The sequence below is a fragment of the Achromobacter sp. HZ01 genome, assembly GCF_003267925.1.
GTDB classification, from domain to species: Bacteria; Pseudomonadota; Gammaproteobacteria; order Burkholderiales; family Burkholderiaceae_B; genus Achromobacter; species Achromobacter pulmonis_A.
This window is the reverse complement of the sequence record NZ_LWKV01000004.1, coordinates 416,282-441,333: the sequence shown is the minus strand read 5'-3', so window position 1 is coordinate 441,333 and position 25,052 is coordinate 416,282. Positions and strand designations below refer to the sequence as shown.

25 protein-coding genes are annotated in these 25,052 nt (G+C 66.9%); 8 read left to right on the top strand and 17 right to left on the bottom strand.

All coding sequences use genetic code 11. The features are described 5' to 3' along the window. Genes A6B37_RS21675 through A6B37_RS21665 form a run of 3 tightly spaced genes read right to left on the bottom strand, consistent with a single transcriptional unit; the run spans position 1 to position 3,719 of the window. Positions 1-930: a branched-chain amino acid ABC transporter permease gene (locus A6B37_RS21675; RefSeq protein WP_102775185.1), complete on the bottom strand. Its 930-nt coding sequence runs from the start codon at positions 928-930 to the stop codon at positions 1-3. A gap of 11 nt (positions 931-941) precedes the next feature. Beyond that, positions 942-1,739, bottom strand: coding sequence for an ABC transporter ATP-binding protein (locus A6B37_RS21670; protein WP_102775186.1), 798 nt, complete (start codon positions 1,737-1,739; stop codon positions 942-944). A 3-nt stretch (positions 1,740-1,742) separates the two neighbouring features. Next, positions 1,743-3,719 (bottom strand): AMP-binding protein, encoded by a 1,977-nt coding sequence (locus A6B37_RS21665; protein ID WP_111826872.1) that lies wholly within the window; start codon positions 3,717-3,719, stop codon positions 1,743-1,745. A 167-nt stretch (positions 3,720-3,886) separates the two neighbouring features. Here A6B37_RS21665 and A6B37_RS21660 point away from each other — a divergent pair, with 167 nt between their 5' ends. Next, on the top strand, positions 3,887-4,594 hold the full coding sequence (locus A6B37_RS21660) for a Crp/Fnr family transcriptional regulator (RefSeq protein ID WP_102775188.1): 708 nt from the start codon (positions 3,887-3,889) through the stop codon (positions 4,592-4,594). A 99-nt stretch (positions 4,595-4,693) separates the two neighbouring features. Here the strand turns inward: A6B37_RS21660 and A6B37_RS21655 are convergent, their stop codons facing one another. The 6 genes from A6B37_RS21655 to A6B37_RS21630 all read right to left on the bottom strand — a co-directional run bounded on the left by A6B37_RS21655 (position 4,694) and on the right by A6B37_RS21630 (position 11,400). After that, positions 4,694-5,416, bottom strand: coding sequence for an ABC transporter ATP-binding protein (locus A6B37_RS21655; protein ID WP_102775189.1), 723 nt, complete (start codon positions 5,414-5,416; stop codon positions 4,694-4,696). A gap of 18 nt (positions 5,417-5,434) precedes the next feature. Continuing rightward, positions 5,435-7,357, bottom strand: a complete 1,923-nt coding sequence (locus A6B37_RS21650) for a branched-chain amino acid ABC transporter ATP-binding protein/permease (protein ID WP_102775190.1) — start codon at positions 7,355-7,357, stop codon at positions 5,435-5,437. A gap of 2 nt (positions 7,358-7,359) precedes the next feature. After that, positions 7,360-8,232 carry a branched-chain amino acid ABC transporter permease gene (locus A6B37_RS21645; protein ID WP_102775191.1) on the bottom strand — a complete coding sequence of 291 codons (873 nt, stop codon included), beginning with the start codon at positions 8,230-8,232 and terminating at the stop codon, positions 7,360-7,362. Positions 8,233-8,337: 105 nt separating this feature from the next. Next, positions 8,338-9,501: an ABC transporter substrate-binding protein gene (locus A6B37_RS21640; RefSeq protein WP_102775192.1), complete on the bottom strand. Its 1,164-nt coding sequence runs from the start codon at positions 9,499-9,501 to the stop codon at positions 8,338-8,340. Between the two features lie 243 nt (positions 9,502-9,744). Next, positions 9,745-10,683 (bottom strand): LysR substrate-binding domain-containing protein, encoded by a 939-nt coding sequence (locus A6B37_RS21635; RefSeq protein WP_168202281.1) that lies wholly within the window; start codon positions 10,681-10,683, stop codon positions 9,745-9,747. A gap of 84 nt (positions 10,684-10,767) precedes the next feature. Continuing rightward, the gene (locus A6B37_RS21630) at positions 10,768-11,400 is read right to left on the bottom strand and encodes a LysE family transporter (protein ID WP_111826871.1); all 633 of its coding nucleotides are present in this window, start codon (positions 11,398-11,400) and stop codon (positions 10,768-10,770) included. Positions 11,401-11,549: 149 nt separating this feature from the next. On the opposite strand from A6B37_RS21630, the gene A6B37_RS21625 reads away from it, so the two are divergent. Further along, the gene (locus A6B37_RS21625) at positions 11,550-12,449 is read left to right on the top strand and encodes a LysR family transcriptional regulator ArgP (protein WP_102775194.1); all 900 of its coding nucleotides are present in this window, start codon (positions 11,550-11,552) and stop codon (positions 12,447-12,449) included. A 31-nt stretch (positions 12,450-12,480) separates the two neighbouring features. Continuing rightward, complete coding sequence (locus A6B37_RS21620; protein ID WP_111826870.1) at positions 12,481-12,975, top strand: copper chaperone PCu(A)C; 495 nt, start codon at positions 12,481-12,483, stop codon at positions 12,973-12,975. Between the two features lie 141 nt (positions 12,976-13,116). Here A6B37_RS21620 and gdhA read toward each other — a convergent pair whose 3' ends face one another. After that, the gene (gene gdhA, locus A6B37_RS21615; RefSeq protein ID WP_102775196.1) at positions 13,117-14,463 is read right to left on the bottom strand and encodes an NADP-specific glutamate dehydrogenase; all 1,347 of its coding nucleotides are present in this window, start codon (positions 14,461-14,463) and stop codon (positions 13,117-13,119) included. 430 nt (positions 14,464-14,893) lie between these two features. After that, the gene (locus tag A6B37_RS21610; protein WP_102775197.1) at positions 14,894-15,505 is read right to left on the bottom strand and encodes a LysE family translocator; all 612 of its coding nucleotides are present in this window, start codon (positions 15,503-15,505) and stop codon (positions 14,894-14,896) included. A 106-nt stretch (positions 15,506-15,611) separates the two neighbouring features. On the opposite strand from A6B37_RS21610, the gene A6B37_RS21605 reads away from it, so the two are divergent. Further along, on the top strand, positions 15,612-16,523 hold the full coding sequence (locus tag A6B37_RS21605; protein ID WP_102775198.1) for a LysR substrate-binding domain-containing protein: 912 nt from the start codon (positions 15,612-15,614) through the stop codon (positions 16,521-16,523). On the opposite strand, the gene A6B37_RS21600 is transcribed toward A6B37_RS21605, so the two are convergent. Further along, entirely contained in the window at positions 16,505-17,293 is a 789-nt protein-coding gene (locus A6B37_RS21600) for an exodeoxyribonuclease III (protein WP_102775199.1), read from the bottom strand. The genes A6B37_RS21605 and A6B37_RS21600 overlap by 19 nt on opposite strands. Positions 17,294-17,390: 97 nt before the next feature. Between A6B37_RS21600 and pyrE the strand changes: the two genes are divergently transcribed. Next, positions 17,391-18,107, top strand: a complete 717-nt coding sequence (gene pyrE / locus A6B37_RS21595; RefSeq protein WP_102775200.1) for an orotate phosphoribosyltransferase — start codon at positions 17,391-17,393, stop codon at positions 18,105-18,107. Here the strand turns inward: pyrE and A6B37_RS21590 are convergent. The 5 genes from A6B37_RS21590 to gatC all read right to left on the bottom strand — a co-directional run bounded on the left by A6B37_RS21590 (position 18,083) and on the right by gatC (position 22,253). Further along, on the bottom strand, positions 18,083-18,580 hold the full coding sequence (locus tag A6B37_RS21590) for a type II toxin-antitoxin system VapC family toxin (RefSeq protein ID WP_246842537.1): 498 nt from the start codon (positions 18,578-18,580) through the stop codon (positions 18,083-18,085). The genes pyrE and A6B37_RS21590 overlap by 25 nt on opposite strands. Beyond that, positions 18,577-18,828, bottom strand: a complete 252-nt coding sequence (locus A6B37_RS21585) for a hypothetical protein (RefSeq protein WP_111826869.1) — start codon at positions 18,826-18,828, stop codon at positions 18,577-18,579. The genes A6B37_RS21590 and A6B37_RS21585 overlap by 4 nt, the downstream gene beginning before the upstream one ends. Positions 18,829-18,943: 115 nt before the next feature. Then, the gene (gene gatB, locus A6B37_RS21580) at positions 18,944-20,401 is read right to left on the bottom strand and encodes an Asp-tRNA(Asn)/Glu-tRNA(Gln) amidotransferase subunit GatB (protein WP_111826868.1); all 1,458 of its coding nucleotides are present in this window, start codon (positions 20,399-20,401) and stop codon (positions 18,944-18,946) included. Between the two features lies 1 nt (position 20,402). Continuing rightward, positions 20,403-21,941, bottom strand: a complete 1,539-nt coding sequence (gene gatA, locus A6B37_RS21575; protein WP_102775204.1) for an Asp-tRNA(Asn)/Glu-tRNA(Gln) amidotransferase subunit GatA — start codon at positions 21,939-21,941, stop codon at positions 20,403-20,405. A gap of 3 nt (positions 21,942-21,944) precedes the next feature. Then, a complete protein-coding gene (gene gatC / locus A6B37_RS21570; RefSeq protein WP_102775205.1) occupies positions 21,945-22,253 on the bottom strand; it encodes an Asp-tRNA(Asn)/Glu-tRNA(Gln) amidotransferase subunit GatC in 309 nt (102 codons plus the stop codon). A gap of 227 nt (positions 22,254-22,480) precedes the next feature. Here gatC and A6B37_RS21565 point away from each other — a divergent pair, with 227 nt between their 5' ends. The 3 genes from A6B37_RS21565 to mreD all read left to right on the top strand — a co-directional run bounded on the left by A6B37_RS21565 (position 22,481) and on the right by mreD (position 25,043). Further along, positions 22,481-23,524 carry a rod shape-determining protein gene (locus A6B37_RS21565; protein ID WP_006216320.1) on the top strand — a complete coding sequence of 348 codons (1,044 nt, stop codon included), beginning with the start codon at positions 22,481-22,483 and terminating at the stop codon, positions 23,522-23,524. Between the two features lie 84 nt (positions 23,525-23,608). After that, on the top strand, positions 23,609-24,493 hold the full coding sequence (mreC, locus tag A6B37_RS21560; RefSeq protein WP_102775206.1) for a rod shape-determining protein MreC: 885 nt from the start codon (positions 23,609-23,611) through the stop codon (positions 24,491-24,493). Continuing rightward, on the top strand, positions 24,480-25,043 hold the full coding sequence (mreD, locus tag A6B37_RS21555; protein ID WP_168202279.1) for a rod shape-determining protein MreD: 564 nt from the start codon (positions 24,480-24,482) through the stop codon (positions 25,041-25,043). The genes mreC and mreD overlap by 14 nt, the downstream gene beginning before the upstream one ends. Positions 25,044-25,052 lie beyond the last annotated feature (9 nt).

Here is a 25,052-nt window from a genome sequence, read left to right as displayed (position 1 = left end):
TCAGACCCGGTCGATGATCTTCTCGCCGAACAGCCCTTGCGGACGGAACAGCAGGAACACCAGCGCAAGCACATAGGCGAACCAGATTTCGATGCCGCCGCCCACGAGCGACCCCAGGTAGACCTCCGACAGTTTTTCTCCGACGCCGATGATCAGGCCGCCCAGGATGGCGCCCGGCACCGAGGTCAGCCCGCCCAGGATCACCACCGGCAGCGCGCGCAGCGCCGCGGTCGAGAGGGTGAACTGCACGCCGAACTTCGAGCCCCAGATCACGCCGGCCACCAGCGCCACCAGGCCCGCCACGCTCCAGACGATGACCCAGATGCGGTTCAGCGGAATGCCGATGGATTGCGCCGCCTGGTGATCGTCGGCCACCGCGCGCAGGGCGCGGCCGGTCGAGGTGTACTGGAAGAACAGCGCCAGCGCCGCCACCAGCAGGGCGGCGATCACGGCCGCGGTCAGGTCTTCCAGGTTGATCAGCAGGCCGCCCTCGAACACGGAGTCCAGGATCAGCAGCGGGTCCTTGGGCATGCCGACGTTGATGGAATACACCGAGCTGCCGAAGGTGATCTGGCCCAGGCCGTCCAGGAAGTAGCTGATGCCCAGCGTGGCCATGAGCAGGGTGGTGGCCTCCTGGTTGACCAGGTGGCGCAGCACGTAGCGTTCGATGGCCACGGCCAGCAGGAACATCACGCCGGCGCTGACGATGAAGGCCAGCACGTTGGCCAGGATCATGTTGTCGAAGCCCAGCCATTGCGGCAGCCACTCCGAGAAACGTGCCATGGACAGCGCGGCCACCAGCACCATCGCGCCCTGCGCGAAGTTGAAGACGCCGGAAGCCTTGAAGATCAGCACGAAGCCCAGGCCGATCAGCGCGTACAGCATGCCGCTCATCAGGCCGCCGAATAAGGTCTCTAGAAAAAATCCCATGTCTGTCCGCCTCAGTGCGACACGCCTAGATAGGCCTTGACCACTTCTTCGTTTGCCCGGACCTCGTCCGGCTTGCCGTCGCCGATCTTCTTGCCGTAGTCCAGCACCACCACGCGGTCGGAGATGTCCATGACCACGCCCATGTCGTGCTCGATCAGCACGATGGTGGTGCCGAATTCGTCGTTCACGTCGAGGATGAAGCGGCTCATGTCCTGCTTTTCTTCGATGTTCATGCCGGCCATGGGCTCGTCCAGCAGCAGCAGGCGCGGCTCCATCGCCAGCGCGCGGCCCAGGTCCACGCGCTTTTGCAGGCCGTAGGGCAGCCGGCCCACCGGGGTCTTGCGGTAGGCCTGGATCTCCAGGAAGTCGATGATGTTCTCGACGAACTCGCGATGCTGGATTTCCTCGCGCTCGGCGCGGCCCAGGCGGAAGGCCTGCGCCAGCAGCCCGCACTTCATGCGCAGGTTGCGGCCGGTCATGATGTTGTCCAGCACGCTCATGCCCTTGAACAGCGCCAGGTTCTGAAAGGTGCGCGCGATGCCCATTTCGGCGGCGCGGCGCGGATTCATGCGCGAGAAGTGCTCGCCGCGGAAGGCGATGGCGCCTTCCTGCGGCGTATAGACGCCGTTGATGACGTTGAGCATCGAGCTCTTGCCGGCGCCGTTGGGGCCGATGATGGCGCGGATCTCGTGTTCGCGCACGTTGAAGGAAATGTCGGTCAGCGCCTTGACGCCGCCGAACGACAGGGAAATGTTCTGCATGTCCAGCATGACGTCGCCGATACGCTGGTCGCGGTCGTTGTGGCTCATGGTCTACGCGGCTCGGGCGGTGATGGCGGGAAACGTCTTTACCGGGCGGATTTTCAGGTCCGCCGAAATCTTGCCGGTGCGTCCGTCTTCGAATTTCACTTCGGTCTCGATGAACTGCGACTGCTTGCCGCCGTACAGCGCGTCGATCAGCACGCCGTACTTCTGCGCGATGAAGGCGCGGCGCACCTTGCGCGTGCGGGTCAGTTCGTCGTCGTCGGGATCGAGCTCCTTGTGCAGGATCAGGAAGCGGCTGATCTGCGAGGCCGACAGCTTGGGATCGGTGGCGAGATCCGCGTTGACCTGCTCCACGCAGTCGGCGATGAGCTGGTAGACCTCGTCCTTGGAGGCCAGGTCGGTATAGCCCGCGTAGGGCATGCCGCGGCGCTCGGCCCAGTTGCCCACGGCCTCCAGGTCGATGTTGATGAAGGCGCAGACGTCGTCGCGGTTGGCGCCGAAGGCCACGGCCTCCTTGATGTGCTGGAAGAACTTGAGCTTGTTCTCGATGTACTTGGGCGCGAACAGGCTGCCGTCGGCCAGCTTGCCCACGTCCTTGGCGCGGTCGATGATCTTGAGCTGGCCGTCGGTGTCCAGATAGCCGGCGTCGCCGGTATGGAACCAGCCGTCGGCGCTGCGGGCCTCGGCCGTCGCTTCCGGGTTGCGGTAGTACTCCTTGAAGAGGCCGGGGCTCTTGACCAGGATCTCGCCGTTTTCGGCCACGCGGATCTCCACGCCGTCGACCGGCGGGCCGACGGTGTCGTCGCGCACGTGGCCGTCGGGCTGCACGCAGACGAACACCGAGGTCTCGGTGGAACCATACAGCTGCTTCAGGTTGATGCCGATCGAGCGGTAGAACACGAACAGGTCGGGGCCGATGGCCTCGCCCGCCGTGTACGCCACGCGCACGCGGCTCATGCCCAGCGCGTTGCGCAGCGGGCCGTAGATCAGCACATTGCCCAGCGCGTAGCGCAGGCGGTCCCACGCGCCGACGGATTCGCCGTCCAGGATGCGGGTGCCGACGCGGCGCGCCAGCTTCATGCAGCTGGCGAACAGCTTGCGCTTGATGAGGCCGGCGTCTTCCATGCGGATCATCACATGGGTCAGCAGGCCTTCGAGCACGCGCGGCGGCGCGAAGTAATAGGTGGGGCCGATGTCGCGCATGTCGATGGACACGGTGTCGGGCGACTCGGGATGGTTGACGGTGAAGCCGGTGACCAGCAGCTGCGTGTACGAGAACATGTTCTGGCCGATCCAGGCCGGCGGCAGATAGGCCAGCACGTCTTCCTGGTCGGTCAGTTTTTCCAGTTCGGAGACGGCGCGCGCGCGGTCGATCAGCGCATGGTGGGTCAACACCACGCCCTTGGGCTTGCCGGTCGTGCCCGAGGTGTAGAACATGGCGGCGGGGTCCTGCGGCTGCACCGCGGCGATGGCGGCGTCCAGAAAGCCGGGGTGCCTGGCCGCGTATTCGTCGCCCAGCGCTTCCAGCTTTTCATACGACATCAGCATGTCGTCGGCGTAGTGGCGCAGGCCGCGCGGATCGTCGAACACCACGCGCTCGAGCGCGGGGCACTGTTCGCGGATCTCCAGCATCTTGTCGACCTGTTCCTGGTCCTCGACCACGGCGACGCTGATCTCGGCGTCCTGCAGCACGTAGACCATTTCCTGGGCCACGGCGTCCTGGTAGAGCGGCACCGGGATCGCGCCCAGCGACTGCGTGGCCATCATGGCCATGTACAGGCGCGGCCGGTTCTCGCCGACCACGGCCACGTGCATGCCGGGCTGGATGCCCAGGGCGGCCAGGCCACTGGCGACGCGCCGTACGTGCTCGGCCACTTCCGACCACGTAAGGGTTTGCCAGATCCCCAGATCTTTTTCGCGTATCGCGGGCCGCGACCCGCGCACCTTGGCATGCGTGAACAGCAGCGCCGGAAAAGTATCCGACGCCGCCGGCATCCGGGCGGATGCGGGCGGTGTATGTGCCACGTTGTCTCCTCCGGTTTGGGCGCTACGGGCCGGGGCCGCGCGGGGCGGCGCTGGCGATGGGCGCTTGACCAGTTGGTTTTAGATTTACGGCAGGACTTAAGGTATAAGGTTGGGTTGCTACCAACTGTCACCATCGCGACATTCAAGGACCTTTTAGGGTATTCCCGATGCAGCTAGCCGACTCCCTGCAACTCGCCGCGGCCTGGTTTCGCGTGCTCGACCGCGACCAGCAATCGCGGGTCGAGCGGGACCTGACCGTGCAGCAGGCCGCCGCCGGCTCGATCATAGAGCGCAAAGGGGAGCTCGCACAGGCTTGGATCGGCGTGCTGGCGGGGCTGGTCAAGGTGTCGGTGGGCAATGCCGAAGGCAAGGTCGCATCGCTGACCGGCGTGCCGGCCGGCGGCTGGATCGGCGAAGGTTCGCTGCTCAAGCGCGAGATCCGCAAATACGACATCGTCGCGCTGCGCGACTCGGTGGTCGCGCGCCTGCCGGCGGCCACCTTCGACTGGCTGCTCGACACCAGCATTCCCTTCAACCGTTATCTGCTGCATCAGTTGAACGAGCGCGTCGCGCAGTTCATCGGCAAGGCCGAATACGACCGCCTGCTGGACCCGGACGCGCGCGTGGCGCGTTGCCTGGCCGAGCTGTTCAACCCCTTGCTGTATCCCGGCATGGGGATGCGATTGACGATTACGCAGGAAGAGGTCGGCTATCTGGCCCGGGTATCGCGCCAGCGCGCCAACCAGGCCCTGCGCAAGCTGGAAGAAGCCGGCCTGCTGAATGTGGAGTACGGGGCGGTGCGGGTGCTGGACCTGGACGGGCTGAAAGGGTATGGGTCGGATCGTGGGGCGGAGGATGGGACGGGCGGCGCCTGATGGGTTGCGCGCGTTCGGCCGCGGGTTTCTTATGTTGAGTGTCTCGCGCTACACCCATCCTACGGACATCGAACGCGCGCAACCCATCTGCCGCCCTCCCTAATGCGACCCCCCCAGATACGCCGCCACCACCGCCGGATCGTGCTTGAGCTTGTCGGCGCTGCCGTGCACCGAAATCCGCCCGTTCTCCAGCACGTAGCCATAGTCGGCGACGTTCAGCGCGGCGGCGGCGAATTGCTCCACCAGCAGCATCGTCACGCCCTCGCTCTTGAGCCGCTCGATGATCCTGAATACTTCTTCCACCAGGATCGGCGCCAGCCCCATCGACGGTTCGTCCAGCAGCACCACTTCGGGGTTGAGCATCACGGCGCGGGCCATGGCCAGCATCTGCTGCTCGCCGCCGGACAGCGTGCCGGCGAGCTGGGTGCGGCGTTCCTTCAGGCGCGGGAACAGGTCCATGGCGCGGCCCAGGTCGGCCTGGACGTCGCCTTTGGGGCGGCTGCCGCTCAGGCGCGGAAAGGCGCCCAGCAGCAGGTTGTCGGTCACCGACAGGGTGGGGAACACGCGCCGGCCCTCGGGCGAGTGCGCCAGCCCCAGCCGCGCGATGCGGTGGGACTCCAGCCCGTCGATGCGCCTGCCGCCCAGCGTGACCTCGCCCGCGGCGGGGCGGATCATGCCCGAGAGCGCGCGCATGGTGGTCGTCTTGCCGGCGCCGTTCGAGCCGATCAGCGTCACCACCTTGGCCTTGGGCACCTCCATGCTGATGCCGTGCAGCACCTTCACCTTGCCGTAGCCCGCTTCCAGATTCTTGATCGATAGCATGTTGTCGTCTCCCTGGCGTCAGGCGGGCGCGCCGCCCAGATACGCCTCGATGACCTTGGCGTCGCTTTGCACTTCGTTGGGCAGCCCCTCGGCGATCTTCTGCCCGAAGTCCAGGACCGACACGGTGTCGCAGACCCCCATCACCACGTCCATGTGATGTTCGATGAGGATCAGCGTGAGGCCGTGGTCGCGCACCTTGCGGATGATGGCGAGCAGTTCGACGATGTCGGGCGCGGTCAGGCCGGCCGCGGGCTCGTCGAGCAGCAGCAGCTGCGGGTCCAGCGCCAGCGCGCGCGCGATCTCCAGCAGGCGCTGCTTGCCGTAGGGCAGGTTGCGGGCTTCTTCGCCGGCCAGGGACTGCAGGCCGACGAATTCCAGCAGCGCCATGGCGCGCGCGCGGGCGCGCCGTTCCTCGTCCTTCCATCGGGACGTGCGCAGCGCGATGCCGGCCAGTCCGGTGGTAAAGGTGTGGTGCAGGCCGACCAGCACGTTCTCCAGCGCGGTCATTTCGCCGAACAGCTGCACGTTCTGGAAGGTCCGCGCGATGCCCGCCTCGGCGATGTCCGCCGGCGCCAGGCCCACCAGCGACTTGCCGGCGAATTCCACCGCGCCGGCCGTCGGCACGTAGATGCCCGTCAGCACGTTCATCATGGTGCTCTTGCCCGAGCCGTTCGGTCCGATCAGGCCGTGGATGGTGCCGCGCCTGACGGTCAGGTCGACCTGGTTCAGCGCCTTCAGGCCGCCGAACTGCATCAGCACGCCCTTGGCCGCCAGCAGGGTTTCGTTCTTGCCGCGGGCCGCGTCGGGCACGGCGTCCTGGGTCCTGACCAGCTCCGATTCGACCGCCAGCGCGCTGCGGCGTCCCGAGAAGAACAGATTGCGCACGAAACCCACGATGCCGTCCGGCAGGTAGTACACGACGAACAGGATCATGGCGCCGAAGATCGTCAGGCGCCAGTCGGTCACGGCATCGAGCCAGTACGCGAAAATCGCCAGCACGATGGTGCCGGCCACCGGCACGGCCACCCGGCGCGGTTCGGCGCGGCCCTTGGAGACGGCCACCGCGCTGCCGATGGCGACCACGATCGCCACGCCCAGCGCGATCAGGCGGAAGGTGGCGATGTCGTCCAGCATCTTGGGCAGCAGCACGATGATGGCGGCGCCCAGCAGCGCGCCCGTGCGGCTCTTGCGCCCGCCCATGATGATGGCCAGCAGGAACAGGATGGTGAGCTCGAAGTTGTAGGTGTTGGGCGAAATGTACTGTTCCGAGTACGAGTACAGCGCGCCCGCCAGCCCGGCGAAGCCGGCGCTGATGACGAAGGCGAACACCTTGTGCCGGTACACCGACACGCCCATGCAGTCCGAGGCGATCGGGCTGTCGCGCAGGGCCTCGAACGAGCGGCCCAGGTGCGATTTCAGGATGCGGTGCACCACGATCAGCGACAGCACCAGCAACGCGGCCACCAGCCAGAAGTACTCGCTCTTGGTCAGGATGTGCCCGGCGATCGACGGTTTCGGGATCTTGATGCCCAGCGGGCCTTCGGTCAGGAAGGTCATCTCGTTGATCAGGATCTGGATGATGGTGCCGAACGCCAGCGTGACCATGGCCAGGTACGGTCCCGTGACCCGCAGCGCGGGCAGCGCCAGCACCGCGCCGAAGGCCGCCGCGATCAGGATGGCCGCCGGAAGCGTGGCCCAGATCGGCAGCTGCAGATGGAAAAACAGCGCGCCGGCCACGTACGAGCCGATGCCGAACAGGCCGGCATGGCCGAGCGAGACCTGGCCGGTATAGCCCACCACGATGTCGAGCCCGAACAGCAGGATCGCGTAGATCATGATGGTTTCGATCAGGTGCAGGTAGTACGTGTTGGTGACGCCCAGGGGCACGGCGGCCAGGCAGGCCACGGCCACGATGGAAAGCAGGAGGTGCAGGGGTTTCATCGTCACACCTTCTTGATCGCGGTCTTGCCGAACAGGCCGGCGGGTTTGAACGTCAGCACGAGCAGAAGCAGCACCAGTCCGGGCACGTCCTTGTACCCCGTCGACAGATAGAAGCCGGTGGTCGTTTCGGCGATGCCCAGGATGAGTCCGCCCACCACCACGCCCATGCCGCTGGACAGGCCGCCGATGATGGCGACCGCGAAGGCCTTCAGGCCCAGCACCGCGCCCATGGTGGCGCCGGTCAGCGTCAGCGGCGCCACCAGCACGCCGGCGAATGCGGCGGTCAGCGAAGACAGCGCGTACGAGAACGTGATGACCATGCCGGTGTTGATGCCCATCAGGCCGGCGGCGTCGCGGTCGTTCGAGGTGGCGACGAAGGCCTTGCCGTAGATGGACTTGCGGTTGAACAGCTCCACCAGCAGCATCATGGCCAGCGCGCCGAACACCACCAGCAGCTCCATCGGCAGGACGTTGGCGCCCAGCACCTGTATCGGGGCCTCCGGCAGGGGCGAAGGGAAACGCAGGTCGTCGCGGCCCCAGATGTTCTCGGCCACGTTCTTGAAGATGATGCCCAGCGCGATGGTGGCCATGATCCAGCCGAACTCGGAGCGGGTCTTGATGGCGGGCCGCACGCCCACGCGTTCGACCAGCGCGCCCTGCGCGAAGCCGAAGATGCAGACGATGGGAATCATCACCCAGTAGTTCACGCCCAGTCCGACCAGCGTGAGGCCGACGAGCGCGCCCAGCATGAGGGCTTCGCCCTGGCCGAAGTTCAGGGTGCCCGAGGTGGCGAAGGTGAGCTGGTATCCGAACGCGATGACGGCATAGATCATGCCCAGCGCGATACCGCTGTAGACAAGCTGTAGAAGAATCATGGTGTCAGTGTGGTGTAGCGGGACGGAACGCGGCTTGCGGGCGGCACGAGGCCCGCGCCCCGGCGGCCGGGGCGCGGATGGCGGCGCGGCCGCCGCGATGCGTTGCTAGTTGGCTTTGACGACGCGGCCGCTCTTGACCTCGCCGATGACCACTTCCTTGGCGGTGATCGCGTCGTGGTTGTCGTGGCTGAACGGCTTGTTGTAGGTCATCACCACGCCTTCGACCGGCGTCTGCAGGTTCTCCAGCGCTTCGCGGACCTTGGGGCCGTCGGTGGAATTGGCCTGCTTGATCGCGGCCGCCAGCAGGAAGATCGAGTCATAGCCCTGGGCCGCCGACACCGGGGAATCGATGCGGTCGTTCTTGGGCTTGAACTTGGCCAGATAGGCGTCGATGAAGGCCTTGCGCTTGGGCGTGTCCGGGTCCTGGATGAAGGTCTGCGGCATGCGCGCGCCTTCCCCGTTGGCGCCCGAGTTATCGATATAGTTGGCCATCGACAGGGTCCAGCTGCCGATCATCGGCACCTTCCAGCCCAGCTTGGTCATGCCGTTGGCGATCTGGGCCAGCTCGGGTCCGATGCCATAGGTCAGCACGGCTTCGGCGCCGGCGGACTTGGCCTTCAGCAGCTGGGCCGTCATGTCGACGTCCTTGATGTTGAACTTCTCCACGGCCACCGGCTTGATGCCCTTGCTGGCCAGCGCCTTCTCCAGGTCTTCGCGGCCGAGCTGGCCGTAGTTGGTGGAATCGGCCAGGATCGCGACCTTCTTGTAGCCGCGGCGGGTGATCGCCTCTTCGACGATCATGGGCGCCTGGATGCTGTCGTGCGCCGCGTTGCGGAACACGTAGTTGTCCGGGTATTCGGGCGCCTGGAACTGATGCGTGATGACGCTGCCGGTGGCCACGTTGTTGAACACCGGGATCTTGGCGTCCTGGTAGAAGCGCTGCGAGGCCAGCGCCACGCCGGTATTGATGTAGCCGACGGTGGCGGTCACCTGTTCCTTGTTGATCAGCTCCTGCGCGATCTGCACGCCGCGTTCGTTCTTGGCTTCGTCGTCGCGTTCCACCGCGACCAGCTGCCGACCCAGCACTCCGCCGTTCTTGTTGATTTCTTCGATGGCCAGGCGCACACCGTCGCGCATGCTCACGCCCATGGAGGACGACCCGCCGGTGTAGGGACCGGCGACGCCGATCTTGATGGGGTCGGCGGCGTGGCTGACGGCCGTTGCGGCAAATGCGAGGGTTCCTGCAAGCAGCTTCAAACGAAAATCCATGGATGTCTCCGTTGTAATTGGTAGGACTGCGTGGAAAACCGAATGCCGGCGCGTAGGTGCTGCGGCGCGCTCTATGTTGCAAGGGTGTGACTGTCTGCCCTATCACTTACGCGAATCTGACGCGATGGGGCTTGTGCGCGTAAATACCTACGCGTGGACGAGGACGCCGGAAACGGCGCCGCGCGCGCCTGGCCAGGGCGGCGGCGCCTTAGGCGGAATATCGTTCCGCCTCTTGCTGGAAATTTATTCCTGACTGGTCCGCGCGCCGCGCGGCCATTGCGATACCCGCCGGCATACGTCGTGCAGCCAGTCGGAGAACGCCTGGCGCGCGCGGGTCAGCGGACGCGAGGCTTCGGTGCAGAGGTAGTACTGGGATTCGCCGGGGATCTCGATGTCGAAGACGCGCACCAGCCTGCCTTCGTCCAGCCACTGCGCGGCCAGGGTGCGGCGCGTAAGCGCGATGCCCTGGCCGGCGCGCGTGGCTTCCAGCGTCATGCCCAGATCCACCAGCCACACGCCGCGCGACGGCTCGGGCCAGTCCAGCCCGGCCGCGTCCAGCCAGGGGCGCCAGGGCTCCATCGGACAGCGCAGCAGCTGCGCCCGCGCCAGGTCCGCGGGCTGTCTGAAGGGACCGTGCGCGTCGAGATAGCCGGGCGTGCAGACCGCGAACACCGGGTCGGCGGTGAGTTGGCGCGTGTGCAGCCCCGGATACTTGCTGCTGCCGAAGCGGACCCAGACATCCGCGTTCGGCGGCATGATTTCCAGGTAGGGGATGGAGAGCATGATCTCCAGTTCCACGTCGGGATGCGCGGCGGTGAACTCGGCCAGGCTGGGGATCAGGACCTGGCGCGCGAAGGTCGGCGTGGACACCACGCGCAGCGTTTCGGGCTTGGGCTCGCCGCGCTTGTGCAGCGAGGCGTCCGACAGCAAGTCCAGCGCGGTGCGGACCTGTTCCAGGTATTCCTGTCCGGCCGAACTCAGGGTCGCCCCGCGGCGGCTGCGTATGAAGAGCGAGACGTCCAGCAGCGCTTCGAGCATGGCGATGCGCTTGCCGATGGCGCTGGCCGTGACGAAGAGTTCTTCGCTGGCGCGCTCGAAGGAGCCGAGCCGCGCGGCCGCTTCGAACGCCTGGATGGCGGCCAGCGGCGGCAGGCGCACGTCTTTGGAGGAGGGTCCGCGCATGATCGTCTGGCGGGCCGGCGCTGCGCCCGACGCAAGATTGGCAAGGGGCCGATTATAAGGACGGCGCCCTTGCCGGGCTGCGCGTCATACGCCCTTGAGGGCCAGGCTCACCGCCAGCGCCGCCATCACCACCGCGATGATGCCGTCCAGCACGCGCCAGGCCGAGGCGCTGGCGAAGAACGGGGCGAACAGGCGCGAGCCGATGCTGAGCACGGCCAGCCACAGCAGGCTGGCGGTGAGCGCGCCGGCGGCGAACGCCATGCGGGCGTCCTCGAAGCCGTGCGCCAGCGAGCCGACCACCACCATGTCCAGCCAGAAGTGCGGATTGAGCAGCGAAAAGCCCAGCGCGCCCAGCATGGCGGCGCGGCGCGACGGCACCACGTCGCGGGCGGCGGCCAGCCCGCCGTTGGCGGTCCAGGCGCGGCGCGCCGATTGCAGGGCGTACCAGGTCAGGAAGGCGACGCCGAACCACAGCACGGCGGTCGTCAGCCACGGAAACCAGGTGGTCAGGGCCTGCAGCCCGGAGACGCTGGCGAAGATGAAGACGGCGTCGATCAGCGCGCAGATCGCGACCACGCTCAGCAGGTGCGCCCGCATCAGCCCCTGGCGCAGGATGAACGCGCTTTGCGCGCCCACGACGGCGAACAGGCCCAGCCCGGTGGCCGTTCCGCTGGCCCAGGCAGTGAAGAAGAGGGGGGAAGACAACGTGGCGAACATGACGCAAACACCTTATGACTGCTACGCCTGTGGCGGCGCTTGATTTGGCGCCGGCAGCGGCGGGGCGTGCCGGCAATGCGTCATTTTCCCTTGTCGGATAGATGAAATAAAGCTAATTTTCCTTCACTATCTTAAGCAAAGCTAATGATATGAAACTCGATCACGGCAACCTCAGGGCCCTGGCGGCGGTGGTGCGCGAAGGCAGCTTCGAGCGCGCCGCGCTGTCGCTGAACGTCACCCCGTCGGCGGTGTCGCAGCGGATCAAGGCGCTGGAGGACCGCATGGGCCGCCTGCTGGTGCAGCGCACGGTGCCGGCGGCGGCCACCGCCGACGGCCAGGTGCTGGTGCGGCTGGCCGAGCAGACTGCGCTCCTGGAGCACGACGCGCTCAGCCGGCTGGGCGTGGCCGACGACGACGTGCCCTATGCCAGCATCCCCGTGGCGGTGAACCACGACAGCCTGGAAACCTGGTTCGTCGACGCGGCGGTGCAGTTCTCGGCGCGTACCCGCGCCACGCTGGACATGCAGTCCGAAGACCAGGACCACACCGCCGCCTTGCTGCGCAACGGCTCGGTGCTGGGTGCGGTGACCGCGCTGGCCGAGCCGGTGCAGGGCTGCCGCATCCATGCGCTGGGCAGCATGCGCTACGTCGCGACCTGCACGCCGGCATTCCACAAGCGCTATTTCTCGCAAGGGGTCAACGCGCAGACGCTGGCGCAGGCGCCGGTGCTGGTGTTCAACCGCAAGGACGCCCTGCAGGCCCGCTTCGCCCACAAGATCGCCGATCCGGCGCCGTGGCAGCCGCCGGTCTGGTGGGTGCCGTCGACGCGCGCCTTCGTGCAGGCCACGCTGGGCGGGCTGGGCTGGACCATGAATCCGCTGCCGCTGGTGCAGGAGCACCTTGACGCAGGTCAGTTGATGCTGCTGCGCGGGCGCGCCTGGGAGGATGTGCCGCTGTATTGGCAGCATTGGCGGGTAAACTCCGAAGCCATGGAAGCCCTGACCGATTCGGTTCTGTCAGCCGCCCGCAGCCTGGTCAGGAGGCGTTGACCCGCGGCGTTAACCCTTAGGAGTACTAGTCATGAACATCCGCAAGTTCGCTGTGATCGCCGCCCTGGGCCTGTGCACGGCCGGCACGGCCTGGGCGAAGGACTACAAGGTCGGCCAGATCGAGATCGACGACCTGTGGGTGCGCGCCTCGGCGCCGGGCCAGTCCAACGGCGCGGGCTATATGGACATCGACAACGACGCCAAGACCGAGGACCGCCTGCTGTCGATCACGTCCGACGCCGCCGAACGCGTCGAGCTGCACACGGTGCAAACCGAAAACGGCGTGTCCAAGATGCGCCAGGTCGAAGGCGGCATCGCCTTGCCCGCCGACACCGAGGTCAAACTCAGCCCGGGCGGCTACCACGTCATGTTCATCAAGCTGAAAGCGCCGTTCGCCGAAGGCGCAACCGTGCCCGCCACCCTCAAGTTCGAAAAGGCCGGCGAAGTCGCGGTCCAATTCAAGGTCAAACCCGCCACCCACAACCCCGGCATGACCAACATGAACCACGGCACGATGAAGCATTAAGGAGCACTAAGGCGCGCGCCGCGCGCCTTCGCCCCACGGGGCAAACCCTCCCCAAGAGCGCGGGGCCGCACGGATCCGGCTCCGCCGGTCCGTAGCGGCGCCCCCCTGGGGGGGAAGCGCCAAAGGCGCTTCGGGGGGGGCCTAATACAAGCCTTGCTGCCGCATAGCGTCAGCCACCTTCACGAAACCGGCGATGTTCGCGCCGTCCAGGTAGTTGACGTATTCGCGCTCGGTGTGGCCGTGGCGCACGCAGTTTTCATGGATGTCGCGCATGATGGCGTGCAGGCGGGTGTCGACTTCCTCGCGCGTCCAGGACAGGCGGGCCGAGTTCTGGGCCATTTCCAGGCCCGATACCGCCACGCCGCCGGCGTTGCTGGCCTTGCCCGGGGCGTACAGCACGCGGGCCGCGACGAAGGCCTTGGCGGCCTCCAGGGTGGCCGGCATGTTGGCGCCTTCGGCCACGCACAGCACGCCGTTCTTGATCAGCGTCTTGGCGTCGTCCAGCTCCAGCTCGTTCTGGGTGGCGCAGGGCAGGGCCACGTCGACCGGCACGTGCCACGGACGCTTGCCGGCTTCGTATTGCAGGCCGAATTCGCGCGCGTAGGTGTCCAGGCGGCCGCGCAGGTCGTTCTTGATGTGCATCAGCGCGACCAGCTTTTCATGGGTGAAGCCGGCTTCGTCGACCACGGTGCCGTTGGAGTCGGAGACGGTGACCACCTTGGCGCCCAGCGCCATGGCCTTCTCGATGGCGTACTGGGCGACGTTGCCCGAGCCCGACACCGAGACGCGCAGGCCGTCGAACGAACGGCCGACGCGCTTGAGCATTTCTTCGGCGAAATAGACGGTGCCGTAGCCGGTGGCTTCGGGGCGGATCAGGCTGCCGCCGAAGGTCAGGCCCTTGCCGGTGAACACGCTGGCGGTCGAGTTCGACAGCTTTTTCATCATGCCGGCCATGAAGCCGACTTCGCGCGCGCCCACGCCGATATCGCCGGCCGGCACGTCGGTGTCCGGACCCAGGTGGCGGTACAGCTCGATCATCAGGGCCTGGCAGAAACGCATGACTTCGGCGTCGGACTTGCCCTTGGGGTCGAAGTCCGAACCGCCCTTGCCGCCGCCCATGGGCAGCGTGGTCAGCGAGTTCTTCAGGGTCTGTTCGAAAGCCAGGAACTTCAGGATCGACAGGTTCACCGAGGGGTGGAAGCGCATGCCGCCCTTGAACGGGCCGATGGCCGAGTTGTGCTGAATGCGGAAAGCGCGGTTGACCCGGGCCTGGCCGCGGTCATCGGTCCAGCACACGCGGAACTGGATCACGCGTTCCGGCTCCACCAGGCGCTCGAGCAGGGCGTGCTCGGCGTAGTGCGGGTGCTTCTCGATGAAAGGCCACAGACTCAGCATCACCTCCTGGACGGCTTGCATGAATTCAGGTTGTTGCGGGTCGCGCGCGGCAACGCCACGCAGGAAGTCGTCCAGACTCTGCACTTTCAACATGTTCTCCTCGGGGGTGCTTCGAATAGGTGCGGGGTGGCCCCGGATTGGGGCGCGATAGACACGGGTTTGGTGCAAGTTCGCACCCGTATGGTGCGGAATTGTAGGGCTAAATTATTGCCCTGCGCAAAGCCGTGAAATGCTGCATCACATTGATATCAAAGCGATTTTTTGCGACCCGATAATTGGGGCCGCATCATGTCGAAATGGGCGGCTCACGTCTGGAAAATTCCCTGGACCGGTGGAATTCCGTTGAATTTCCTGGGGAAAACAATGTGTCCCCAAATAATTGCACAGGGAGAAACCGGCGCCGGGCAGGCCGGGCCGCACGTAAATCGGACCATTAGCCATGCCTGGAAGCCTCATCAGGCAGACAGTCCGATTTAATGCGTCCCCATTATTAATTTGAGAAAAGTCACACGCAGGCAACAGTTCAGACCTGCGCGACCGCCAGCGCGCCGCCCAGGGCCATCAGCACGGCCCCCACCACCCGGTCCGCGGTGCGCTGATGGTCCAGCAGCGCGCGGCGCAGCACGGGCGAGGAAACCGACCATGCCACGACGCTGAACCACGCCCAGTGCGCGAACGACATGAACAGCCCGTAGCCGAATTGCCGGGTCAGCGGCGTGCCCGGCGAAACCAGCTGGGTGTAGGTGCTGACCACGAACAGCGTGGTCTTGGGATTGAGGGCGTTGGTCAGAAAGCCGTCGTAAAGCGCCCGCCAGGCCGAGATGACCGGGCGCGCCGACAGGTCGCGGTCGACCGGCGTGCGGTTGAAAAACGTCTTCCAGCCCATGTAGATCAGATAACAGGCGCCGGCCAGCTTGATGCCCTGCAGCACGGGCCGGGCGTAATGGGCCAGCAGGCTGACGCCGAACATGGTGTAGAACACGTGCACCTGCACGGCCAACGCAATGCCGGCGGCGCAGGTCAGGCCGGTGCGCCGGCCATACAGATAGCTGTAGCGGGTCACCATCGCGAAGTCCGGCCCGGGGCTGATGACGGCAAGAACGGTGATCAGGGCGACGGCTATCAGTTCGGTCATGGAAGGGAAGCGCAAGCAAGAGGGAGCCGGTATTGTCCGGCGCTGGCGCACGCCCGAAAAACGATTTTTAATGCCGGATATACGTCAGAAAAACTCACCGATAGCCATGAAACTCCCGCCGCTCAACGCGCTGCGCGTCTTCGACGCCGCCGCCCGCCACCAGGCCTTCGGCAAGGCCGCAGAAGAGCTGAACGTGACCCACGGCGCGGTCAGCCGGCAGATCCGGCTGCTGGAGGACAGCCTGGGAATGCGCTTGTTCGAGCGGCGCAACCGGGGTGTTTTCCTGACTGATCGAGGCGGGCAGCTGCACGAGCTGACCCGCGCGCTTTTCGAGCAGCTCGCCACGGGCCTGGCCAGGCTGCGCCAGCCGGCGCCGGACGCGCCCCTGGTGCTGTCCTGCGAGCCCACGATCGCCATGATGTGGCTGATTCCGCGCCTGCCGGATTTCCAGCGCCTGCATCCGGCCGTGCAGGTGCACCTGTATGCGGCCGGCGGTCCGCTGGATTTCGCGGCCCAGGGCGTGGACGTGGCGCTGCGGCGCAATGATTTCGAATGGGACGCCGCGCTGCATGCCGAGCGGGTGTGCGAGGAATGGACCGGGCCGGTATGCCGGCCGGGCCTGCTGGGTCCCGCCGGCGAGGGCTGGGACGGCGCGCCGGCGCTGGGCAGCGCGACGCGGCCGCAAGCCTGGCGGCAGTGGTCCCAGGCCGCAGGCGGCAGGCCGCCCAGGCGCGCCGGGCCGGCCTATGAGCATTTCTACCTGAGCCTGCAGGCCGCCGCCGCGGGGCTGGGCGTGGCCATCGGGTCAGCCCTGATGGCCTGCGACGCCGTGCGCGACCGCCGCCTGGAGGCGCCGCGCGGCTTCGTGCGCGACGGCTCCGCCTATTTCCTGCTGTCGCCCCGGCCGTATGCCGAGGATCCGCGGGCGCGGGTCTTCCTGCAATGGCTGCGCCGGGAGGCCGCCGAGTCGCTGCGGCAATCCGGCGCCGGGGCCGGCCATCAGAGCGTGGCGTCGTAGTCGATCGTCAGCGGCGCGTGGTCCGAGAAGCGTTCGTCCTTGTAGATGGCGACGCTGCGGGCGCGGGCCGCGATGCCCGGCGTGGCGATCTGGTAGTCGATGCGCCACCCGACGTTCTTGGCCCAGGCCTGGCCGCGGTTGCTCCACCAGGTGTACTGGTCGGGCCGGTCGTCGATGGTGCGGAACACGTCCACGAAGCCGCGCTTGTCGAACACGTCGGTCAGCCAGGCCCGCTCTTCGGGCAGGAAGCCCGAATTCTTCATGTTGCCCTTCCAGTTCTTCAGGTCGATTTCCTTGTGGGCGATGTTCCAGTCGCCGCAGATGATGAACTCGCGGCCGGTGGTCCGGTGCTCGTGCATCAGGGCGTCGATCCAGGGACCGAACCGGTCCAGGAACCGGTACTTGGCCTGTTGCCGCTCGTCGCCGCTGGAGCCGGACGGCAGGTAGGCGCTGATGACGGACAGGTTCTTCCAGTCGGCGCGGATGATGCGGCCCTCGGGGTCGAATTCCTCGCATCCCAGGCCGGTGTGCACGCGCTCGGCGGCATTGCGCAGATAGATGCCGACGCCGCTATAGCCTTTCTTCACGGCATGGTGGAAGTGGCCGGTATAGCCGGGCGGGTGGCGCAGGTCTTCGGTCAGGTCGTCGTGGGAAATCTTGATCTCCTGCAGGCACAGCACGTCCGCGGCGTGCTTTTCCATCCAGGGTTGCAGGCCCTTGCGAAAGGCGGACCGGATTCCGTTGAGGTTGATCGAGGTAATGCGCAGCAAAGCGAAACTCCTATAGGCGGGGCGCGAGGCCCGGGCAATGCCAGGAATTTAACCGACTCGGCGCCCAGGCCAGGGAAAAGCCCCGACAACGGATAAAATGCCGGGGTTTGCCATCTACCGGATCCCTCGCATGACCGCCGCCCAATCCTCCGCCACCGCTCTCGACTTCGTCCGCTTCGCCTTGAACGAGGGCGTGCTGCGCTTTGGCAGCTTCAAGGTCAAGTCGGGTCGTATCAGTCCGTATTTCTTTAACGCGGGGCTGTTCAACAACGGCGGTTCGGTCGGCAAGCTGGCGCAGTTCTACGCGCAGGCGCTGCTGGATTCGGGCGTGGCCTTCGACATGCTGTTCGGCCCGGCCTACAAGGGCATTCCGCTGGCCACCGCCACCGCCGTCGCGCTGGCCGGCCACCCCGACATGCAGGGCAAGAGCGGCGTGCCCTTCGCCTACAACCGCAAGGAAGCCAAGGACCACGGCGAAGGCGGGACCCTGGTGGGCGCGCCGCTTGCGGGCAAGGTCGTCATCATCGACGACGTGATCACCGCGGGCACTTCGGTGCGCGAGTCGGTGGAAATCATCCGCGCCGCGGGCGCCGAGCCGGCGGCCGTGCTGATCGCCATGGACCGCATGGAACGCGCCGGCCCGGACGACGCCCTGTCGGCGCACTCGGCCGTGCAGGACGTGTCCAAGACCTACGGCATCCCGGTGGTGGCCATCGCCTCGCTGGCCGACATCCTGGCGCTGCTGCAGGACGACGCATCGTTTTCCGAACACCGCGACGCGGTGCTGGCCTACCGGACGAAGTACGGGGTGTAAGGGACGTTTTCCCAATCCCCGCCATAGTGTGCGGTCGGCTCGGCCAGCCGGTCGGCCTGTGCGCTTAGCGTCACGCCTAGGGCACGCGCGGCGCACGCCAGCTTGCTGTCGAACGTGGCGAGCGCCGCGTTGACGGTCAAGGCCAGTTCGAGATACGACGCGTCATATACGGTCAGTCCGTGTTCACGGGCCAATGACACGCTTGCGGCCAACCATTGCGCAGGCGGACGCAGGTCGTGCACCACGGGAGCGCTGCGCAAGGTCAGCGCAAAGCGGGCGAGGATGTCCGGGGTTGCCGCCTTGGTCCGTTCCACACGCAATGCGCCCTGGGCGACCTCCAACGGCCAGACCACAGGAACATGCGCGGGCATGCCGGATAGGCCGCCCAGTATGTCCATGGCCTGTAAACGGAACGGTTGGCTGGGCAATTGCAGCCAGCTCAGCGCGACTGAGGCATCCAGCACGAGCTTCATTCATGCACGCCTTTGACGATGTACCACCACGTGGCTTCGTCGACGTAGGGAATCCTGGGGAAATTCTTGAGTTCTTCAATCGCGTTGTGCGCCTCTTCGGTCAGCAGCGGATTGACTTGGCAGATCTGCGCATGAGCCTGGCCGTTGCGGGTGATGACGACGCGCGCGCCGTCTCGCGCAGCCTGAATCATGTCGTCCAGGCAACTGGCTAGCTCTTCCTGCGGGATGGCGACGTAAGGAATGGCCATGAAGGCGTCTCCGGTCTGGGGCGATCCGGAAATTCTTCGCCAAACAAAAGGCCGCAGCAAGATGCTGCGGCCCTTCGTTTCGTCTGGTACGGGCGCTTGCGCGGCCCGTGATCCATCAGCTGTCCAGCTTCTGCTTGAGCAGTTCGTTGACCTGCTGCGGGTTGGCCTTGCCGCGCGCGGCTTTCATGATCTGGCCGACCAGCGAGTTGAAGGCCTTCTGCTTGCCGGCCCGGTACTCTTCCACGATGGCGGGGTTGGCCGCCAGCACCTCGTCGATCATGGCGCCGATGGCGCCGGTGTCGCTGATCTGCTTCAGGCCGCGGGCCTCGATGATGGCGTCGGGCTGGCCGCCGTGTTCGCCGGCCCACATGGCGCCGAACACCTCGCGGGCCATCTTGTTGGAGATGGTGCCGTCGATGATGCGGCCGATCAGGGCGGCCAGGGCCGGGGCCTGCACGGGCGAGTCGGCGATGTCCTTTTCTTCCTTGTTCAGCGTCGCGGCCACTTCGCCCATGATCCAGTTGGCCGCCAGCTTGGCCTGGCCGGCCGGCAGGGCCTGCGCCACCGCCTCGAAGTAGGCGGCCAGGCCGCGGCTGGCGGTGAGCTGGGCCGCGTCGTAGGCGCTCAGGCCGTAGTCGGACTCGAAGCGGGCGCGCAGCGCGGCCGGCAGTTCGGGCATGGCGGCGCGCACTTCGTCGACCCAGGCGCTGGAGATCACCAGCGGGGGCAGGTCGGGGTCGGGGAAGTAGCGGTAGTCGTGCGCGTCTTCCTTGCTGCGCATGCTGCGCGTCTCGTCGCGGTCGGCGTCGTACAGGCGGGTTTCCTGCACCACCGTGCCGCCGTCCTCGATCAGCTCGATCTGGCGGCGCGCTTCATACGCGATGGCGCGTTCCAGGAAGCGGAACGAGTTGACGTTCTTGATCTCGGTGCGGGTGCCGAATTCCTTCTGGCCCACCGGGCGCACCGACACGTTGGCGTCGCAGCGGAACGAGCCTTCCTGCATGTTGCCGTCGCAGATGCCCAGCCACACGACCAGGCTGTGCAGGGCGCGGGCATAAGCCACGGCCTCGGCGGCCGAGCGCATTTCGGGTTCCGTCACGATTTCCAGCAGCGGCGTGCCGGCGCGGTTCAGGTCGATGCCGCTGCCGGGCGAGCCGTCGGCCAGGCGGAAGTCGTCATGCAGCGATTTGCCGGCGTCTTCTTCCAGGTGCGCGCGGGTCAGGTTGACGGTTTTTTCTTCCTCGCCGACGAAGAAGGACAGCGAACCGCCCACGACCACGGGCAGTTCGTACTGGCTGATCTGGTAGCCCTTGGGCAGGTCGGGGTAGAAGTAGTTCTTGCGCGCGAACACCGAGCGCGGCGCGATGGTGGCGCCCACCGCCAGGCCGAAGCGGATGGCGCGTTCGGCCGCGCCGCGGTTCATGACCGGCAGGCTGCCCGGCAGCGCCAGGTCGACTTCGTTGGCGTGGGTATTGGGCGCGGCGCCGAATTGGGTGCTGCTGCCCGAAAAAATCTTGGAGTCGGTGGAAAGCTGGGTGTGCGTTTCCAGGCCGATGACGATTTCCCAGTTCATATTAGGCGTCCTGCTGAGCGGGCGTTTCTTTGTGCCAGCCGGTGACTTGTTGGTAGCGGTCGGCGATGGCCAGGAGGCGGCCTTCGTCGAAGTAGTTGCCGATGATCTGCAGGCCGACCGGACGGCGCTGGTCCTGCCCCCCGAAGCCGCAGGGCACGGACATGGCGGGCAGGCCGGCCAGGCTGACGCCCAGCGTGTAGACGTCGGCCAGCCAGTCGGCGGTGGGATCGTCGCGGTTGTCGCCGATGTTCTTGGCCACGGTGGGCGTGACCGGGCCCATGATGACGTCGCACTGGCCGGCGAAGGCGCGCTGGAAGTCCTGCGCGATCATGCGGCGCAGGCGCTGAGCCTGCAGGTAGTAGGCGTCGTAGTAGCCATGGGACAGCACGTAGGTGCCGATCAGGATGCGGCGCTTGACCTCGTCGCCGAAGCCTTCGGCGCGCGAGCGGCTGATCATTTCGTTCAGGTCGCCGTACTGGGCGGCGCGATGGCCGTAGCGCACGCCGTCGTAGCGGGCCAGGTTGCTGGAGGCTTCGGCCGGGGCGATCACGTAGTAGGCGGGGATGGCCAGCTCGGTGCGCGGCAGCGACACCGGCACGCGCACGGCGCCGAGTTCTTCGTAGCGGGCCAGCGCGGCCTCGACCGCGGCGGCCACGTCCGGCGCCAGGCCGGCGCCGAAGTATTCCTCGGGCACGCCGATGCGCAGGCCCTTGAGCGGCTGGCTGCCGGCGGCGTCGAAGCGGGCCTGGGCGGCGTCGAAATCGCGCCGCACCCGGCCGGGCTCGTTGGCCGCGCCGTCGCACTGCTGCAGGCTGGTGGCGTCGCGCGGGTCGAAGCCGCTGATGACGTCCAGCAGTTCGAGCAGGTCGCGGGCGCTTTCGGCCAGGGGGCCGGCCTGGTCCAGGCTGGAGCCGAAGGCCACCATGCCGTAGCGCGAGACCGTGCCGTAGGTGGGCTTGATGCCGCTGACGCCGCACAGGGCGGCGGGCTGGCGCACCGAGCCGCCGGTGTCGGTGCCGGTGGCCGCGGCCACCAGGCGGGCCGCCACGGCGGCGGCCGAGCCGCCCGAGGAGCCGCCGGGCACGGCGGCGTGGTCCCAGGGGTTCCTGACCGCGCCGTAGGCAGAGTTCTCGTTGCCCGAGCCCATGGCGAATTCGTCGCAGTTCAGCTTGCCCAGCGACACGGCGCCGGCCTGGGCCAGGCGTTCCACGACGGTGGCGTCGAAGGGGCTGACATAGCCTTCGAGCATCTTGCTGCCGGCGGTGGTGCGCCAGCCGCGGGTGACGAACGCGTCCTTGTGGGCGATGGGGATGCCGGCCAGCGGGCCGGCCGAGCCGGCGGCCAGCGCGGCGTCGGCGGCGCGGGCCTGTGCCAGCGTCAATTCGGCGTCAATATGTAAAAAGCTATTCAGGCCGCTGGCCGCTTCGGCCGCCGCCAGGGCGCTTTGGGCCAGCTCGACGGCGCTGACCTGGCGTTGCGCGAGGGCCTCGCGCAGGCCGGCGATGCCCTTGAATTGGGTGTGCAGTGCGGGTTTCGTCATGTCTCAGTCCAGGACCTTGGGGACCAGGAACAGGCCGTCCTGGGCGTCGGGCGCGTTGGCCAGCAGTTCCTGGCGGCGGGCTTCCGAGCTGGTTTCGGTCACGGCGTCTTCACGCAGGCGCAGCACGATGTCCTCATGGGCGGACAGGGGGTGGGCCAGCGGCTCGACGCCCTGGGTGTCGACCGACTGGAGCCGTTCGATCAGGTGGAGGATGCCGTTGAGCTCGGCTTGCGCGAGGGTGCGCTGGTCGGGAGTCAGTTCGATTCTGGCCAGCCGGGCAATGCGGGCCACATCTGTGTCATTGAGCGCCATGGGGAGTGCAAAATCGATAAGCGAAGGCCGAAGGGCGGGACGGGCCAGTATGCATATGCCGAACCCGTTACAAAGCTTGAATAGCCTGCATTTATGCGCTATTTCCGCGGAAATTATAAGTTATGATTCACGGTTTAATCGTCGCGAAGACAGGCGGACCCGTCCCCATCCGGGCCCTACGCCCCGCGGCATGTACCCAATTCCCCCCCAGAGTTAGCTGAGCTCCCATGTTCGGATTCCTGCGCAGTTATTTTTCCAGCGATATGGCGATCGACCTCGGTACCGCCAATACGCTGATCTACGTCCGCGGCAAGGGCATCGTGCTCGACGAGCCGTCCGTGGTCGCGATCCGTCATGAAGGCGGCCCGCACGGCAAGAAGATCATCCAGGCCGTCGGCCACGAAGCCAAGCAGATGCTCGGCCGCGTTCCCGGCAACATCGAAGCCATCCGGCCCATGAAAGACGGCGTGATCGCCGACTTCACGGTCACCGAGCAGATGCTCAAGCAGTTCATCCGCATGGTGCATCCCCGCAACATGCTGGCTCCCAGCCCCCGGATCATCGTCTGCGTGCCCTGCGGTTCGACCCAGGTCGAGCGCCGCGCCATCCGCGAATCGGCGCTGGGCGCGGGCGCCTCGCACGTGTTCCTGATCGAGGAACCCATGGCCGCGGCCATCGGCGCCGGCCTGGCCGTCTCCGACGCCAGCGGCTCGATGGTGGTCGACATCGGCGGCGGCACCACCGAAGTGGCGGTCATCTCGCTGGGCGGCATGGTCTACAAGGGTTCGGTGCGCGTCGGCGGCGACAAGTTCGACGAGGCCATCGTCAACTACATCCGCCGCAACTACGGCATGCTGATCGGCGAGCCCACCGCCGAACTCATCAAGAAGGAAATCGGCTCGGCCTTCCCCGGCTCCGAAGTCCGCGAAATCGAGGTCAAGGGCCGCAACCTGGCCGAAGGCGTGCCGCGCAGCTTCACGGTCTCGTCCAACGAGATCCTGGAATCGCTAACCGACCCGCTCAACCAGATCGTTTCGGCCGTGAAGATCGCGCTGGAACAGACGCCTCCCGAACTGGGCGCCGACATCACCGACAAGGGCATCGCCCTGACCGGCGGCGGCGCGCTGCTGCGCGACCTGGACCGCCTGCTGCAGGAAGAAACCGGCCTGCCCGTGGTGGTGGCCGACGATCCGCTCACCTGCGTCGTGCGCGGTTGCGGCGAGGCGCTGGAACATCTTGAAAAGCTGGGCGCCATTTTCATCAACGACTAATTCCGCGCGCCAGCCCGGAGCCCCGCAGGTTCGCGGCTCCGGCCGCTGCCGCAGCGATGGGCGCGGGCGTCCGGGCTGAAATTCATGCAACGACAAGGGACTCCCCCCCTATTCAGGCGCGGCCCTCCTGCGGAGGTGCGGCTGGTCGTCCTGGTCTTGCTTGCCCTGGCCCTGATCGTCATGGATTCGCAGTGGCGCATGCTGGAACCGGCGCGCCGGGCGGTGTCCGTGGCGCTGTATCCCTTCCAGCGCGCCGTCATGGCGCCGCGCGACCTGGTCGAACAGGTCAACGAATGGGTCAACGCGGCCAATCTCATCCGCAGTGAAAACGAAGCCCTGCAGCGCCAGCGCATCGAACTGGCCCAGGTGGCCACGCACGCGGCCCAGCTGGCCGCCGAGAACGCGCAGCTGCGCCGCCTGCTGGGCGTGACCGATACCGTGGCGCAGGCCGCCGTGGTGGTCGAGGTCATGTACGAACCCACCAACGCCTTCACCCAGCGCCTGGTCTTCAACAAGGGCAGCAAGGCCGGCCTGGCGCCGGGCATGCCGGTGATCGACGAAGGCGGCGTGGTCGGCCAGATCGTGCGCGTCACGCCGATGACGGCCGAGGCCGCGCTGGTCACCGACGAGCAGGTCTCCATTCCCGTGCAGCTGCTGCGCAACGGCCTGCGGCTGATCGCCTTCGGCGGCAACTCGCCGGGCAAGATCGAGGTCCGCTACCTGGCGGCCAATGCCGACATCAAGGAAGGCGATACCATAGTCACCAGCGGCGTGGGCGGCCTGTTTCCGGCCGGCCTGCCGGTGGCCAAGGTGACCTCGGTCGAGCGCGATACGGCCTCGGGCTTCGCGCGCGCCGTGGGCGAACCGCTGGCCCATCCCGAACGCTATCGCCACTTCCTGGTGCTGCAGGTGGACGTGGCGCGCGCCGAATCCAACCGTCAGGAGGTCGATTCCGGTGGATCGGACTAATCAATCCGCGGCCCGGCCCCGCCGCCTGGGCACGCCCAGCAACGTGGAGCCCGACCGCCTGTCCGGTCCGGCGCACGGCCTGTTCGTCTGGGGCACGGTGCTGCTGGTGTGGCTGGTGTCGCTGCTGCCGTGGCGGCTGTGGCAGGGCGCGCCCGACGTGCTGCTGCTGATCATCGCCTTCTGGTGCGTGCACGAGCCGCGCCGGGTGGGCCTGTTCACCGCCTTCTTCTTCGGCCTGCTGATGGACGTGCACGACGCCGGCCTGCTGGGCGAGCACGCGCTGTCCTACACGCTGGTGGCCTACGGCGCGGTGGTGCTGCACCGCCGGCTGCAGCGCTTCGACCTGTGGAGCCAGGCGATGCACATGCTGCCGGTGTTCTTCCTGGCGCGCCTGCTGACGCAGATCATCCACGCCTGGCTGGCCGGCAAATGGCCGGGCTGGGACTGGGGCGTCAGCGTGCTGCTGACCGCGGCCCTGTGGCCCCTGGCGGGCTGGGTTCTGCACCTGCCGCAGCGCGGCGCCGACGACGCCGAATCGTCCTCCGCCTGAGGGCGGCGC

What these genes read in the sequence shown, in the direction of transcription:
- A6B37_RS21675 (WP_102775185.1), bottom strand. Translation starts at nt 930, where the DNA reads ATGGGATTTTTTCTAGAGACCTTATTCGGCGGCCTGATGAGCGGCATG.
- A6B37_RS21670 (WP_102775186.1), bottom strand. Translation starts at nt 1,739, where the DNA reads ATGAGCCACAACGACCGCGACCAGCGTATCGGCGACGTCATGCTGGAC.
- A6B37_RS21660 (WP_102775188.1), top strand. Translation starts at nt 3,887, where the DNA reads ATGCAGCTAGCCGACTCCCTGCAACTCGCCGCGGCCTGGTTTCGCGTG.
- A6B37_RS21655 (WP_102775189.1), bottom strand. Translation starts at nt 5,416, where the DNA reads ATGCTATCGATCAAGAATCTGGAAGCGGGCTACGGCAAGGTGAAGGTG.
- A6B37_RS21650 (WP_102775190.1), bottom strand. Translation starts at nt 7,357, where the DNA reads ATGAAACCCCTGCACCTCCTGCTTTCCATCGTGGCCGTGGCCTGCCTG.
- A6B37_RS21645 (WP_102775191.1), bottom strand. Translation starts at nt 8,232, where the DNA reads ATGATTCTTCTACAGCTTGTCTACAGCGGTATCGCGCTGGGCATGATC.
- A6B37_RS21640 (WP_102775192.1), bottom strand. Translation starts at nt 9,501, where the DNA reads ATGGATTTTCGTTTGAAGCTGCTTGCAGGAACCCTCGCATTTGCCGCA.
- A6B37_RS21635 (WP_168202281.1), bottom strand. Translation starts at nt 10,683, where the DNA reads ATGCGCGGACCCTCCTCCAAAGACGTGCGCCTGCCGCCGCTGGCCGCC.
- A6B37_RS21630 (WP_111826871.1), bottom strand. Translation starts at nt 11,400, where the DNA reads ATGTTCGCCACGTTGTCTTCCCCCCTCTTCTTCACTGCCTGGGCCAGC.
- A6B37_RS21625 (WP_102775194.1), top strand. Translation starts at nt 11,550, where the DNA reads ATGAAACTCGATCACGGCAACCTCAGGGCCCTGGCGGCGGTGGTGCGC.
- A6B37_RS21620 (WP_111826870.1), top strand. Translation starts at nt 12,481, where the DNA reads ATGAACATCCGCAAGTTCGCTGTGATCGCCGCCCTGGGCCTGTGCACG.
- gdhA (WP_102775196.1), bottom strand. Translation starts at nt 14,463, where the DNA reads ATGTTGAAAGTGCAGAGTCTGGACGACTTCCTGCGTGGCGTTGCCGCG.
- A6B37_RS21610 (WP_102775197.1), bottom strand. Translation starts at nt 15,505, where the DNA reads ATGACCGAACTGATAGCCGTCGCCCTGATCACCGTTCTTGCCGTCATC.
- A6B37_RS21605 (WP_102775198.1), top strand. Translation starts at nt 15,612, where the DNA reads ATGAAACTCCCGCCGCTCAACGCGCTGCGCGTCTTCGACGCCGCCGCC.
- pyrE (WP_102775200.1), top strand. Translation starts at nt 17,391, where the DNA reads ATGCCGGGGTTTGCCATCTACCGGATCCCTCGCATGACCGCCGCCCAA.
- A6B37_RS21590 (WP_246842537.1), bottom strand. Translation starts at nt 18,580, where the DNA reads ATGAAGCTCGTGCTGGATGCCTCAGTCGCGCTGAGCTGGCTGCAATTG.
- A6B37_RS21585 (WP_111826869.1), bottom strand. Translation starts at nt 18,828, where the DNA reads ATGGCCATTCCTTACGTCGCCATCCCGCAGGAAGAGCTAGCCAGTTGC.
- gatB (WP_111826868.1), bottom strand. Translation starts at nt 20,401, where the DNA reads ATGAACTGGGAAATCGTCATCGGCCTGGAAACGCACACCCAGCTTTCC.
- gatA (WP_102775204.1), bottom strand. Translation starts at nt 21,941, where the DNA reads ATGACGAAACCCGCACTGCACACCCAATTCAAGGGCATCGCCGGCCTG.
- gatC (WP_102775205.1), bottom strand. Translation starts at nt 22,253, where the DNA reads ATGGCGCTCAATGACACAGATGTGGCCCGCATTGCCCGGCTGGCCAGA.
- A6B37_RS21565 (WP_006216320.1), top strand. Translation starts at nt 22,481, where the DNA reads ATGTTCGGATTCCTGCGCAGTTATTTTTCCAGCGATATGGCGATCGAC.
- mreC (WP_102775206.1), top strand. Translation starts at nt 23,609, where the DNA reads ATGCAACGACAAGGGACTCCCCCCCTATTCAGGCGCGGCCCTCCTGCG.